The 12,814-nt window shown below is 72.3% G+C and carries 10 protein-coding genes, 2 pseudogenes and 1 riboswitch; of the genes and pseudogenes, 7 read left to right on the forward strand and 5 right to left on the reverse strand.

Annotated elements, in window-relative coordinates:
* Nucleotides 1-64: 64 nt before the first annotated feature.
* On the reverse strand, nt 65-751 hold the full coding sequence (locus ACIA8X_RS42365; protein WP_393461509.1) for a DUF5995 family protein: 687 nt from the start codon (nt 749-751) through the stop codon (nt 65-67).
* A 183-nt stretch (nt 752-934) separates the two neighbouring features.
* On the opposite strand from ACIA8X_RS42365, the gene ACIA8X_RS42370 reads away from it, so the two are divergent.
* Nucleotides 935-2,077 carry a glycoside hydrolase family 6 protein gene (locus tag ACIA8X_RS42370; protein WP_393461560.1) on the forward strand — a complete coding sequence of 381 codons (1,143 nt, stop codon included), beginning with the start codon at nt 935-937 and terminating at the stop codon, nt 2,075-2,077.
* On the opposite strand, the gene ACIA8X_RS42375 is transcribed toward ACIA8X_RS42370, so the two are convergent.
* Nucleotides 2,059-3,450 carry a uracil-xanthine permease family protein gene (locus tag ACIA8X_RS42375; RefSeq protein WP_393461507.1) on the reverse strand — a complete coding sequence of 464 codons (1,392 nt, stop codon included), beginning with the start codon at nt 3,448-3,450 and terminating at the stop codon, nt 2,059-2,061. The genes ACIA8X_RS42370 and ACIA8X_RS42375 overlap by 19 nt on opposite strands.
* Nucleotides 3,451-3,639: 189 nt before the next feature.
* Nucleotides 3,640-4,851, reverse strand: a complete 1,212-nt coding sequence (locus ACIA8X_RS42380; protein ID WP_393461505.1) for an MFS transporter — start codon at nt 4,849-4,851, stop codon at nt 3,640-3,642.
* A gap of 183 nt (nt 4,852-5,034) precedes the next feature.
* Here ACIA8X_RS42380 and ACIA8X_RS42385 point away from each other — a divergent pair.
* A pseudogene (locus tag ACIA8X_RS42385) lies at nt 5,035-5,934 on the forward strand (ROK family transcriptional regulator); the annotation flags it as partial.
* Between the two features lie 483 nt (nt 5,935-6,417).
* Nucleotides 6,418-6,687, forward strand: a pseudogene (locus tag ACIA8X_RS42390) (ROK family protein); the annotation flags it as partial.
* Between the two features lie 564 nt (nt 6,688-7,251).
* Here the strand turns inward: ACIA8X_RS42390 and ACIA8X_RS42395 are convergent.
* Nucleotides 7,252-8,007, reverse strand: coding sequence for an SDR family oxidoreductase (locus ACIA8X_RS42395; protein ID WP_393461503.1), 756 nt, complete (start codon nt 8,005-8,007; stop codon nt 7,252-7,254).
* 94 nt (nt 8,008-8,101) lie between these two features.
* The gene (locus ACIA8X_RS42400; protein WP_393461501.1) at nt 8,102-8,989 is read right to left on the reverse strand and encodes an RNA polymerase sigma-70 factor; all 888 of its coding nucleotides are present in this window, start codon (nt 8,987-8,989) and stop codon (nt 8,102-8,104) included.
* 384 nt (nt 8,990-9,373) lie between these two features.
* Nucleotides 9,374-9,504: riboswitch (FMN riboswitch) on the forward strand.
* A 147-nt stretch (nt 9,505-9,651) separates the two neighbouring features.
* Here ACIA8X_RS42400 and ACIA8X_RS42405 point away from each other — a divergent pair.
* The 4 genes from ACIA8X_RS42405 to ribH are packed head-to-tail and all read left to right on the forward strand — an operon-like array spanning nt 9,652 to nt 12,788.
* Nucleotides 9,652-10,269 carry a riboflavin synthase gene (locus ACIA8X_RS42405; RefSeq protein ID WP_399460555.1) on the forward strand — a complete coding sequence of 206 codons (618 nt, stop codon included), beginning with the start codon at nt 9,652-9,654 and terminating at the stop codon, nt 10,267-10,269.
* A complete protein-coding gene (locus ACIA8X_RS42410) occupies nt 10,266-10,916 on the forward strand; it encodes a nicotinamide riboside transporter PnuC (protein WP_399460556.1) in 651 nt (216 codons plus the stop codon). Before ACIA8X_RS42405 ends, ACIA8X_RS42410 begins: the two co-directional genes overlap by 4 nt.
* A complete protein-coding gene (locus ACIA8X_RS42415) occupies nt 10,913-12,277 on the forward strand; it encodes a bifunctional 3,4-dihydroxy-2-butanone-4-phosphate synthase/GTP cyclohydrolase II (protein WP_399460557.1) in 1,365 nt (454 codons plus the stop codon). The genes ACIA8X_RS42410 and ACIA8X_RS42415 overlap by 4 nt, the downstream gene beginning before the upstream one ends.
* A 25-nt stretch (nt 12,278-12,302) precedes the next feature.
* A complete protein-coding gene (gene ribH / locus ACIA8X_RS42420) occupies nt 12,303-12,788 on the forward strand; it encodes a 6,7-dimethyl-8-ribityllumazine synthase (protein WP_126390041.1) in 486 nt (161 codons plus the stop codon).
* Nucleotides 12,789-12,814: the final 26 nt, after the last annotated feature.

Here is a 12,814-nt window from a genome sequence, read left to right on the forward strand (position 1 = left end):
TTCAATCATCAACTTAACTCGGGTACCCGCCTGAGGCAGGTGTACGGCGCCGGTGTGGCCGAGATCAGTCCGCCAGTGGCGTGAGCAGCATGCGCCCCGCGAACCCCACCGCCGCGTCCAGCCGCTCGGTGAACTCCTCGGCGACGTCCGGGAGCCTGCGCAGCGCCCACAGCGCCCGGGCCGCCACCCAGGTGGCGTCGCGAGCGCGCTCCAGGCTCCAGGAGCCGAGCAGATGGGTGAGCGGGTCGGTGATCTGGAGCAGATCGGGACCCGGCATCAGATCTTCGCGGATGCGCTCCTCCAGCGAGACGAGGAGATCACCTACCCGATCGAACTCGTCCTCCAGGTCGGCGGGTTCGCAGCCGAGGCTACGACAGGCGTCCACCACGGCGAGCGCCAGATCGTGGCCGATGTGCGCATTGATGCCCGCGAGCGCGAACTGCAACGGTCGTACGCCCGGATGGCGGCGCATCTGGAACAGGGGCCGCCAGCAGGCCGGTGGACGCCGCTCGTCCTCGGCCCGTTCCACCGCCGCGAGATACCGCTCCGCGAACCGCACGTCCAGCGTGATCGCCGCCCGCGCGTCCGCGAACCGGCCCCGGTCGATGTGCCGGTCGACCGTCTCCGTGACGGTGAGGTAGACGCGGTTGAAGACCGCGACTCCGTCGTGTTCGGGCAGGGTCGCGTCGAGGGCGCGCATACGGGAGATGACCGCGTCCACGGGTGTGGTGAATTGTTCGCATTGCGCCATGAGGGCAATGTCCCAGCTTTAGGCTGACGGGAGTGTCGGCGGGCCCGGCGCTTCCCCAGAACGGGGGAACGCGCTCGCTGTGGGGGAGCTGTGGGGGAGGCGAGCAGGACCGTGTCAGGCTTACGCGCCCAGCGACTGGCCGCACGCAGGTCCGAGCGCAGGAGGGCGGCCCGGCGGCATGCCATGGTCGTGGCGGCGTCGGTCGTGGTCGCCGTCGGCACCGTGACCGGCATGATGTCCGCGCTCGACGACAGAGGCCGCTCCGACGAGGCCCGGCCGCCCGAGGTGACGCGCTCGCCGAGCCTGGAGACGCTGCCGGTCGTGCCCCCGCCCTCCCCGTCCGTGACGAAGTCCCCGTCACCCACGTCCGCTTCCCCGACGCCGAAGTGGAAGGCCGGTCCCAAGCCCTCGCCGACCCGGACCGGAACCGGAACCGAGAGGAAGCAGCCGCCGACCGTGGTGTCCGCCCGCCTCTACCGCCATCCCGAGTCCCAGGTGCTGGAGTGGGTCCGCGACAACTCCGGCGATCCGCGCCACACCCTCATCCAGTCCCGGATCGCCGCCCAGCCGGCCGCGGTGTGGTTCGCCGACTTCACGCCGGACACCATCACCGCCCGGGTCCGCGCGGTCACCTCGGGCGGGTCGGCGTCGGGGCGGGTGCCGGTGGTCGTGCCGTACGCGATCCCGGACCGCGACTGCGGCGGGCACTCCCAGGGCGGGGCGCCCGACCTCGACGCGTACGACGACTGGATCGACCGGTTCGCCGCCGGGCTCGGCTCCGGCGACGTCATCGTGATCCTGGAGCCGGACTCCGTCGCCCAGTCCGCTTGCCTCTCCGAAGGTGAGCGCGCCGATCGCTTCGCCTCCCTCGCCCGCGCGGGCCGTGCCTTCAAGGCGGCGAACCCGAAGGCGCGCGTCTACTACGACGCCGGCCACTCCGGCTGGAACCCGCCCGGCAAGCAGGCACAGTGGCTGAAGCAGGCCGGCGCCGCCTCGACCGCGTCCTCCGACGGCGTCTTCAGCAACGTCTCCAACTTCCACGCCACCACCGACGAGATCGCCTACGACCGTCAGGTCCTCGACGCCCTCGGCGGCCCCGCGGGCCTGGGCGCCGTCATCGACACCAGCCGCAACGGCGCCGGAGCCCCGACAGACGGGGAGTGGTGCGACCCGGCCGGCCGCAAACTGGGCCGGGCCCCGACGCTCGCCACGGGCGAGGCTCGGATCGACGCCTACCTGTGGGTGAAGCTGCCGGGGGAGTCGGACGGCTGCAAGGGGAAGCCGGGGACCTTCACGGCGTCGTACGCCTACGACTTGGCGCGCTGATCCTCGCTGTCGTAGGAGGACGTGCCCTCGTCGAGCAGCGGCTGCTGCGTCTTGAGGTGGGCCGGGGCGAAGGCCCGTAGCGCGTGGTATCCGGTGATGACGACGAGCGTGCCAAGGGCGATGCCGCTCAGTTCGAAGGTGTCGGTGAACTCCATGGTGACGTTGCCGACGCCGATGATGATGCCCGCCGCGGCCGGCACCAGGTTGAGCGGATTGCGCAGGTCCACCTTGGCGTTGATCCAGATCTGCGCGCCGAGCAGGCCGATCATGCCGTACAGGATGACGGTGATACCGCCGAGGACGCCGCCCGGGATGGCGGCCACGACCGCGCCGAACTTGGGGCAGACACCGAAGAGCAGCGCGAAGCCGGCGGCGGCCCAGTAGGCGGCGGTCGAGTAGACACGGGTCGCGGCCATCACGCCGATGTTCTCGGAGTACGTGGTGTTGGGCGGACCGCCCACCGCGGTGGACAGCATCGAGGCGGCGCCGTCCGCGGAGATCGCGGTGCCCAGCTTGTCGTCGAGGTCGTCGCCGGTCATCTCGCCGACCGCCTTGACGTGCCCGGCGTTCTCGGCGACCAGGGCGATGACGACGGGCAGCGCGACCAGGATCGCCGACCACTGGAAGGACGGTCCGTGCAGGTCGGGCAGCCCGATCCAGTCGGCCTTCGAGACACCGGAGAGGTCGAGCCGCCAGTGGTCGGTGAGCTTGCCGCTCGCGTCGACCGAGTGGATCTTCCCGAAGACACGGTCGAAGGCCCAGGAGATGCCGTAGCCGAAGATCAGGCCCAGGAAGATCGCGATACGGGACCAGAATCCGCGCAGGCAGACCACCGCGAGACCGGTGAACAGCATCACCAGCAGCGCCGTCCACTGGTCCTGCGGCCAGTACGTCGAGGCCGTAACAGGGGCGAGGTTGAAGCCGATCAGCATCACGACGGCACCCGTGACGATCGGGGGCATCGCGATGTGGATGATCCGCGCCCCGAAGCGCCGCACGGCGAGACCGACCAGGAACAGCACGCCCCCGACGACGAGGATCGCGCCGGTCACGGTCGCGCTCGAACCGCCGTCGGCCCGGATGACCGCGGCGACGCCGACGAAGGAGAGCGAGCAGCCGAGGTAGCTGGGCACCCGGCCGCGGGTGGCGAGCAGGAAGATGACCGTCGCGACGCCCGACATCATGATCGCGAGGTTGGGGTCGAGTCCCATCAGGACCGGCGCCACGAAGGACGCGCCGAACATGGCCACCACATGCTGGGCGCCGAGTCCGACGGTGCGGGGCCAGGAGAGCCGTTCGTCGGGGCGGACGACCGCTCCGGGCGCCGGAGTGCGTCCGTCGCCGTGCAGTTTCCAGCGGACGCCGAGATCCATGGTGCGGTTTCGCTTTCGTCGTGCGGGTGCGTGTCCGGACCATTGTCAGGGACGTCGCAGCCCGTTCCGACCAGGCCCGATCAGGGTTGTTGAGCGCCCGCTCAGGACGGCGGGAGCCAACTGGTCACCTCGTCCTTCCCAGGTGTCCCGCATGTGCTCGCGGCCCCGCGCCGCGCGGTGAGGGCTTCTTCAGGGCCGCGGGTCGGGAACCGCCGCGTCCGGGCGGCTGACCTTCGGGCGGTCGCGGTCGCCGGCCCGCAGGACGCGCGCGAACACGACGAGCCCCGAGGACAGCACGGTGACCAGGCAGAAGGACACCACCAGACTGGTGGCCTGGGCGATCCCGCCGATCGCGCTCGGGGCGACGAGCCCCGAGGTGTACGTGATCGTCGCGACGCCCGCGATGGCCAGCGAGGGGTTCGGGCCACTGCGGCCCGCCGCCGCGAAGCACAGCGGCACGACCACCGCGATGCCCAGACCCAGCAGCGCGAACCCGGCCATCGCCAGGGCCGGCCGGTCCGACACCACGATGAGCAGGCCGCCGAGCGTGGCGAGGACGCCGCTGAACCGGACCGTGCGCACGGCGCCGTAGCGGTCCACCACCTTGTCGCCGGCGATCCGGGCGACCGCCATGGTGAGCGTGAAGCCCGTCGTGCACGCCGCCGCGAGGCCGGCCGAGGTGTCCAGTTGGTCCCGCAGATAGACCGCCGACCAGTCCAGGCTCGCGCCCTCCGCGAAGACCGCGCAGAACCCGACCGCGCCGATGAGCAGCGCCGACTTGGGCGGCAGCGCGAACCGGGGCGGGGGCTCCTCGTCCTCGGCGGGCTGGAGGTCGAGCACCCACTGGCAGGCCAGTACGCCGAGCAGGGTGAGGGTCGCCGCCGCGAGCGCGTGGTGCAGCCGGGCGTCCGCGCCCAGGTGGGCCGCGAGCGTGCCGGCCGCCGAGCCGACCAGGGCGCCGGCGCTCCACATGCCGTGCAGCCCGGACATGATCGACCGGTCCAGCCGGTTCTCGACCTCGACGCCGAGCGCGTTCATCGCCACGTCCGCCATGCCGGCCGAGGCGCCGTAGACGAACAGCGCCAGACAGAGGGTCAGCATGTTGGGGGCGAGGGCGGGCAGGACGAGCGCGAGCGTCCACAGGGCGATCAGTCCGCGCAGGGCGTTCCGGGCGCCGAAGCGGTGGCTGATGCTGCCCGCGAGCGGCATCGCCACGGACGCGCCGAGCGCGGGGAAGGCGAGCGCGAGCCCCAGCTGGCCCGCGCTGACCCCGGCGTGGTCCTGGATCCACGGCACCCGCGTCGCGAACGAGCCGGTGACGGCACCGTGCACGGCGAAGACGGCCGCCACGGCGTACCGGGCGCGCCTCACCTCGCGCAGGTCGTAGACCACCTCACTCATTGTCCGACCCCTCCAGATCCTCGCTGTCCGCGCTCGATGCGTAGGCCGCGCGTAAACTATCAGGAAGCCTGCCTGATAGATAGAGTCCTTTACGGCCGCCCGGCCCCCTCACCCGTGTGGTCCGCTCGCTGCCGTCGTCCGGCCGTGCTCCGCCCGGCCCCGCCGATCTGGAAGGATCCCGGCATGCCCGCATCCCCGAGCACCGCCCGGGCCATCAACGACCGGCTCGCCCTCCGGCTCCTCCAGCAGGAAGGCCCGTTGACGGCAGGGCAGTTGAAGCAGCTGACCGGCCTGTCCCGGCCGACCGTCGCCGACCTCGTCGAGCGCCTCACCGACGCCGGCCTGATCGAGGTGGTCGGCGAGGCGGGGGAGCAGCGGCGCGGGCCGAACGCCAAGCTGTACGGCATCGTCGTCGGCCGCGCCCAGCTGGCGGCGCTGGACGTCCGTACCGAGGGCGTCTCGGTGGTCGTGTCCGACCTGGTCGGGGCCGTGCTCGCGGAGGCGTCGGTGCCGATCGGCGGCGACATGGAGACCGGGCCCGCGGTGGAGCAGGCGGTGGCGCTGGTGGAGCGGGTCGTGAAGGAGGCGGGGGCCGACCGGCTCCATACGGTGGGCATCGGCGCCCCGGGCCTCATCGACCCGGCGAGCGGTGAGCTGCGCGACTCCTCGGGCCTGCCCGCATGGCACCGCCGCCTGGTGGCAGCCCTGCAGGAACGGCTCCCCGAGGCCCGCGTCAACGTCGAGAACGAGACCAACCTCGCCGCCCTCGCGGAACAGCGCGACGGGGTCGCCCGCGACCGCGACACCTTCGTGCTCCTGTGGCTGGGCCACGGCACGGGCGCGGCCGTGGTCCTCGACGGCGCCCTGCGCCGCGGGGCCTCCGGCGGTACCGGCGAGATCGGGTTCCTGCCGGTACCGGGGACTTCGGCGCTGCCCTCGGCGGTGGACTGCGAGGGGGGATTCCATTCGCTGGCGGGGTCGGCGGCGATCGTGGAGCTGGCGCGGGAGCACGGGCTGGGTGTGGAGGGCGGCGCTGTGCATGAGCCGTCGGCCGCAGGGGTGGTCAGGGGTGCGGTGGCGAGGGTTGTGGCGAGTAAGGGGGAGGGCGCGGGGGGCGAGGATCGGCGGGCGGGGCGCAGCGCAGAGGGCACGGGGGACGGGGACCGGCGGCCGTCGCACAGCGGGGCTACGGGCGCCCCCGACGGTTCGGGCGGCCAGGCTGAGGTGGCCGACGCCATGGTGCGTGCCGGAGCGGGCCGCGCCGATCACCGACCCGCCGCGTCCGGCGCAGGGCCCCGCCTTTCTGGTACGGCAGGTTCCGCGGAGTCGTCCCGGCTTTCTGGTACGGCAGGTTCCGCGGAGTCGTCCCGGCTTTCTGGTACGGCAGGTTCCGCGGAGTCGTCCCGGCTTTCTGGTACGGCAGCTTCGGCGGAGTCGTCCCGCCTCTCCGGTACGGCAGCTTCCGCGGAATCCTCCCGCGCCCATGCCACCGCGGCCCCCATCACCCCGCACCGCGACGCGGCTCCTGCCGCCCCGCCCCACTATGCCCCCGCGTCGGCCGCCCGCTTCCTGGATGCCCTCGCCGACCGCCTCGCCATCGGCGTCGCCTCCGTCGTCGCCATCCTCGACCCCGGCTGTGTGGTCCTCGGCGGGGAGGTCGGACAGGCCGGCGGGGAGGAGCTCGCCGGGCGGGTGGAGGAGCGGATCCGGCGGATGTCGCCCCTGGCGACGATCGTGCGGCCCAGCGGCCTGGGCGGCGCCGCCGTCCTGCGCGGAGCGCTGCTCACCGCACGGGACGCCGCACAGGACGAGTTGTTCACTCCGCCGGACCGGTGACCTGCCGGGGGCCGTAAGGCCGCGCGGGGCCTTGGGTCGGACCGTGGGGTCGTTGTGGGGCGTGCGGGTCGGACCGTGGGGCGCTTTGGGACCTCCGGGGCGGACTGTGGCCTTGCTGCGGCCCCCCGGGTCAGGCCGCGCGGCCACCGCAGCCTCCCCTGGGTCAGACCGCACAGCTACCTGCCCCTCCGGGTCGGACCGCACGGCCCCCGTCCCTCTCTGGAGCAGACCGCACGGCCCCGCCCCCTCTGGAGCAGACCGTGCGGCCACCGTGCACCCTCCGGGCCAGACCGCACGGCCACCGCAGCCTCCCCCGGGCCAGACCGCACGCCTACCGTGCCCCCTGGGCCAGACCGCGCGGCCTCCGTTCCCCCTTCGGGTCAGACCGCGCGGCTACCGTGCCTCCCGGGTCAGACCGCGCGGCCTCCGTTCCCCTTCGGGCCAGACCGCGCGGCCACCGTCCCCCTCCGGGCCAGACCGCACGCCTACCGTGCCCCCTGGGTGAGACCGCGCGGCCTCCGTCCCCTCCGGGCCAGACCACACGGCCCCGCAGCCCCCCCCGGCTCAGACGCCCCGCCCACCCCCAAACCGCCGCCCCAGAAACTCCTCGAACGTCCCATTACCCACCGCATGCCCCGGCGCCAGATGACCCCCCGAGCGGAAGCCCCCGTACGCCTTCCCCCGCAGCGGCACGCTCACCACCAGTCGCCTGCGGCCCGTCGCCTTGAGGTAGGCGCGGGCCAGGGAGTCGAGGGTCCGTACCTCGGGGCCGCCCATGTCCTCGACTCGCCCGGCCGGAGCCGCCAGGGCCAGCTCGGCGAGCCGGTCGGCGACCTCGGCGACCTCGACGGGCTGGTCCTTCACCCGGGCCGGCAGCAGCATCACGGGCGGCTTGGACACGATCCCGAACACCCTCAGCAGCAGGTCGTGGAACTGCGTCGCGCGCAGCACCGTCCAGCCCAGCCCCGACTCCTCGATCAGCCCCTCCACGGCGAGCTTGGTCCGGTAGTAGCCGTACGGCACCCGCTCGATGCCGACGATCGAGATGTACACCAGGTGCCGTACACCGGCCGCCCGCGCCGCCGCGATCAGATGCGTGGCCGCCTTCTCGTCACCACCGCCCGGCGAGGTCGCGCAGTGCACGATCGTGTCCACGCCCTCAACCGCCGTGTCCAGGCCCGGTCCGCCCTTGCGCAGGTCGACGGCGTACGGCTGGGCGTGCCGGCTGAGCACCCGCACCTCGTGCCCGTCCGCCCGCAGCCGCTCGGTGACGAGTCGGCCCAGCGTTCCCGTGCCGCCGGTCACCAGGATCGTGGTCATGTCGGTTCAGTCCCTTCGGACGCCGGGCGCCCCCGGACGGAGCGCCCCTCGTCAGCTGGGACCGAGTACCCGGTGCGGAATGTGACAGACGGCCCTACACCCCGGCCAGCTGACGGCCCGCGAACGTCAGCTTGTCCGGGTTCACCACGGCCCGGGCGTGCACGACGAGGCCGTCGCGCAGTTCGAACGCGACCACGCCGAGGAGCGTGCCGCCCGCCCACACGGCCACCGCCGGCCCGCCGTTGACCTCGGCCGTCGCGAAGTCCAGGCCCTGCGCGAACCGCTGGAACAGGCCCAGCAGAAAACGGGACACCTTCTCCCGGCCCTCGACCGGCCGCCGGGCCGACGCGACCTTGCCGCCCCCGTCGCTCGACCAGATCACGTCGGCCGCCAGCAGCTTCTCCAGCCGGGCCAGATCACCCTCCCGGGCCGCCGCGACGAACGACGCGACGAGCTCCTCCTGCCGCTCGGGCGCCGACTCGAACCGCGCCTCCGGCTCCCCGACCCGCCGCACCGCCCGCCGGTACAGCTGCCGGCAGTTGGCCTCGGTCAGCTCCAGCACCGCGGCGATCTCCCGGTGGCCGTACGCGAACGCCTCCCGCAGCACATAGACGGCCCTCTCGGTCGGCGTGAGCCGCTCCAGCAGCACCAGCATCGCCATCGACACGGCGTCCCGCCGCTCGGCGGACTCCAGCGGTCCGAGGGTGCCGTCGGAGGTGACCACGGGCTCCGGCAGCCAGGGCCCGACGTATTGCTCGCGGCGGGCCCTGGCCGAGGTCAGCCGGTTCAGACAGAGGTTGGTGACGACCTTGGCGAGCCACGCCGCCGGGTGCTCGACCGCGCCCCGGTCGGCGCCGCTGAAGCGCAGATACGCGTCCTGGACGGTGTCCTCCGCCTCCTCGGCCGAGCCCAGCATGCGATAGGCCAGGCCGAACAGCCGGGAGCGATGCGTCTCGAACTCGTCGGCGGTCGCTGTCGTCACGCCCCTCACCCTGTCAGAGCCGTCGGCGGCGGGAGTTGGGGGGCCCGGCGGCGGGCAAGGGCCGTCGTCACCGCCGCCGGGCCGTCTGAGCGGGGTCCGTGCATGACCCGCTGGAGGAGGTCCGATCTTGAAGAGGTCCGACAGGGGGAGGGGGTTCCCGCAGATTCCCGCCGGTCTCGCCGGTCCCGCCGGTTTCCCGCACCCTAGAGAGGACTAGACCATAGCGTCAATAGGTATGGACCAATCTCAAGAGTGGCTCCGCGCGCGGGAGTTGGGATGCGGCAATCCGGTCGGGAAGTCCAGTAAGAGAGCCTGTGAGCCACCCCACACCGTCCGCCCGTATGGACGCCGATCAGGCGTGGCACACTGGCCCTGTACCAGAAGCAGCGCACTCCGGGGTCGGTGAAAGTCCGAACCGGCGGTTACAGTCCGCGACCCGGTCGCCTCCAGCGGCCGGTTGACCAGGTGAAATTCCTGGACCGACGGTTAAAGTCCGGATGGGAGGCAGTGCGCGGCGGGCGGGCATTCGTGCGCGCCGCCGTACCGGTTCGTCCATGTGGCGAGCCCTGTCCGGCGTCGCCCCCGGTGTCCCTGCTCGTACATTCTGTCGTCATCGACAGGCCCCGGAGTCCGTGCCCCAATGTGGCAGGAGGACCCGGGAAGTGTTCACCGGAATCGTCGAAGAGCTGGGCGAGATCACCGCCGTCGAGACCCTCGACGACGCCTGTCGCTTCCGAGTGCGCGGCCCCGTCGTCACCGACGGCGCGAAGCACGGCGACTCCATCGCGGTCAACGGCGTCTGCCTCACGGTCGTGGACCACGAGGGCGACGAGTTCACCGCCGATGTCATGGCCGAGACCCTGAACCGCTCCAGCCTGGGCGTTCTCACCGCCGGCTCCCGAGTCAACCTCGAACGCCCCACCGCCGTCGGCGCGCGCCTCGGCGGCCACATCGTGCAGGGACACGTCGACGGCACCGCCGAGGTACTGGAGCGCAAGCCCTCCGACAACTGGGAGATCGTGAAGATCTCGCTCCCCGCGGACCTCTCCCGGTACGTCGTGGAGAAGGGCTCCATCACCGTCGACGGCATCAGCCTCACCGTCGTCGACGCCGGGCCCGACTACTTCACCGTCAGCCTCATCCCGACCACCCTCGACCTGACCACGCTCGGCCTCAAGCAGCCCGGCGACCCGGTCAACCTCGAGGTCGACGTCATCGCCAAGTACGTCGAGCGGATGCTGGGCGACCGCCTCTCCCCGGAAGGGACGGCGGCCAAGTGAACTCGCTGAACGCCGAGGCGTTCGTCCTGTTCGGCCAGCACATCCTCTGGTCCGACATGGTCGGCAACCTCTTCGGCCTCGCCGCCCTCGCGCTCGGCTGGCGGCGCTCCATCTGGACCTGGCCCGTGCAGTTCCTGGCCGGCCTGATCCTCTTCGGTGCCTTCTTCGGCCATCTCACCGGCAGCGCGGGCAAGCAGGCGGTCGTCATGGTCGTCGCGCTGTACGGCTGGTGGCAGTGGAACCGCAGCAAGGGCCGGGCCGAAGACGGGGGCGACGGCCACATCGCCGTACGCTTCGCGACCTGGCGCGAACGCGGCGCGATGGCCGCGGCGGCAGCCGCCGGCACCGTCGCGGTGGCGCTGCTCTTCGAGGCGTACCCCACCCTGTCCTGGGACCCCTGGCCGGACGCCTACATCTTCGTGGGCACCATCGTCGCCATGTACGCCCAGGCGCGCGGCATGGTCGAGTTCTGGTTCGCCTGGCTGCTCGTCGACCTGGTCGGCGTCCCCCTCAACTTCGCCAACGGCTACGCCTTCTCAGGCTTCGTCTACGTCATCTACGGCGCACTCGTCCTGTGGGGCATGCGCGACTGGTGGCTGCGCTCCCGCAAGGACACGCGGCCCGTCCTGGAAGGAGCGCCGGCATGACCACGGCACCGATCCTGTACCGCACCGAAGGTCCCGAGGACCTCACCCTCGACCCCGTCGAGCAGGCCATCGCCGACATCGCCGCGGGCCGCCCGATCGTCGTCGTCGACGACGAGGACCGGGAGAACGAGGGCGACCTCGTCGTCGCCGCCGAGAAGATCACCCCCGAGATCGTCGCCTTCATGATGAGCGAGTGCCGCGGCCTGATCTGCGCCCCCATGGAGCCCGAGGAGCTGGACCGGCTGGGGCTCCCGCAGATGGTCGAGGACAACACCGAGTCGATGAAGACCGCGTTCACGGTGTCCGTGGACGCCTCCGCCGCGCACGGTGTGACCACGGGCATCTCCGCCTCCGACCGCGCCGCCACGCTGCAGCTCCTGGCGAGCGGCACGGCTCAGCCGTCGGACCTCGTCCGCCCCGGCCACATCTTCCCGCTGCGCGCCCGCCCCGGCGGCGTCCTCGTCCGCAACGGCCACACCGAAGCCGCCGTCGACCTGGCCCGGCTCGCGGGGCTGCGCCCGGCCGGCGCCATCGTCGAGATCGCCGGTGCGGACGGCGAGATGCTGCGGCTGCCCCAGCTGATCCCGTTCGCCCGCAAGCACGGCCTGACGATCATCTCCATCGAGGACCTGATCGCCCACCTCCGCGGCGCCGAACTGCGCGAGCAGGCCGCGCCGGAGCCGGCCGAGCAGGAGCCGGTCCTGTCCGAGCCCACGGCCGAACCCACCGTCCGCCGCGAGGCCGAGGTCCATCTGCCCACCGCCCACGGCGCCTTCACGGCGTACGGCTACCGCTCCACCGTCGACGGCGTCGAGCATGTCGCCCTCGCCCACGGCGAGATCGGCGACGGCGAGGAGGTACTGGTCCGCGTCCACTCCGAGTGCCTCACCGGCGACGTCTTCCACTCCCAGCGCTGCGACTGCGGCCCCCAGCTGGAGGCGGCCCTGGGGCGCATCCAGGCCGAGGGCCGGGGAGTCGTCGTCTACCTGCGCGGACACGAGGGCCGGGGCATCGGCCTGATGTCCAAGCTGCGCGCGTACGAGCTCCAGGAGCGCGGCCGCGACACCCTCGACGCCAACCTCGAACTCGGCCTGCCCGCAGACGCCCGCGACTACGGCGCCGGCGCGCAGATCCTGGCCGACCTGGGCGTGCGCGGCGTCCGCCTGCTGACCAACAACCCCGACAAGTCCGACGCGCTCCTCGCTCACGGCCTCAAGGTCACCGAGCGGGAGCCGATGCCCGTACAGGCGGGCGAGCACAACCTCCGGTACCTGCGCACCAAGCGCGACCGGATGGGCCACGACCTGCCCTGGCTGGACCCGGCGCCCGAGGCCGCCCTGTCCACCTGCAGCAACCAGTAAGAGCACACCGAGGAGACTTGAGAACGTGAGCGGCAAGGGCGCACCGGAACTGTCCGTACGCAATGTGGGTGACCTGCGGGTCGCGGTCATCGCGGCGCAGTGGCACGAGAAGGTGATGGACGGTCTGGTGGACGGCGCACTGCGCGCCCTGCACGACCTGGGGATCGACGAGCCGACCCTGCTGAGGGTCCCCGGCAGCTGGGAACTCCCGGTGGTGGCCAAGGTCCTCGCGGGGCGCGGCTACGACGCGATCGTGGCCCTCGGCGTCGTCATCCGCGGCGGCACCCCCCATTTCGAGTACGTCTGCCAGGGCGTGACCCAGGGCCTCACCCAGGTGTCGGTCGAGACCGGCGTGCCGATCGGATTCGGCGTGCTGACCTGCGACACCGAGGAGCAGGCCCTGGACCGGGCCGGCATCGAGGGCTCCAACGAGGACAAGGGGCACGAGGCGGTGACGGCGGCGGTGGCGACCGCGGCGACCCTCCGCTCAGTATCCGAACCCTGGCGCTGACGAATCCAGTATTTGGCCTAAGCTGA

Source organism: Streptomyces sp. NPDC051738 (assembly GCF_044453205.1).
In the GTDB taxonomy this organism is placed as follows: Bacteria; Actinomycetota; Actinomycetes; order Streptomycetales; family Streptomycetaceae; genus Streptomyces.